Genomic DNA, 406 nt, shown 5'->3' with positions numbered 1-406 from the left:
CGTAAACACCGGTTAATAAATTAAATAAAGTCGTTTTTCCTGCTCCGTTAGGTCCAATCAATCCGACTAGCTCATTATTACCCAGTTCCATTGATACCATTGAAACAGCTGCTAATCCGCCAAAGTTTTTAGTTAATTTTTTTACTTCCAATAAACTCATTTCACTTCCTCCTCTTGTTTAGGAGATTTAGGTGTCGTTTTCTTTTTATGGTTCAATAAGCCTGAAATGGTAAATTCTTTGGAACCAAACAAACCAGACGGCTTAAAAATCATAATGGCAATTAAAGCGACCGAATAAAGAATCATACGCAACTGTCCAAAAGGCTGTAAAAAGACATTGATAATGCCCAGAACAATTGCAGCAACGACGCTCCCTGTCACACTGCCCAATCCGCCAAATACTACA

General features: G+C 37.9%; 1 protein-coding gene and 1 pseudogene. Both read right to left on the bottom strand.

The genetic code is table 11. The features are described from left to right. The coding region (locus tag RT405_RS11690; RefSeq protein WP_313469902.1) for an ATP-binding cassette domain-containing protein at positions 1–160 on the bottom strand (160 nt) is incomplete at its 3' end. Continuing rightward, positions 157–406, bottom strand: a pseudogene (locus RT405_RS11685) (branched-chain amino acid ABC transporter permease); the annotation flags it as partial. The gene RT405_RS11690 and the pseudogene RT405_RS11685, both read right to left, overlap by 4 nt.

It is taken from the genome of Carnobacterium sp., assembly GCF_032094055.1.
Taxonomy (GTDB): domain Bacteria; phylum Bacillota; class Bacilli; order Lactobacillales; family Carnobacteriaceae; genus Carnobacterium_A.
The sequence above is the reverse complement of the archived record's forward strand: the minus strand, read 5'-3'. Positions and strand labels throughout refer to the sequence as shown.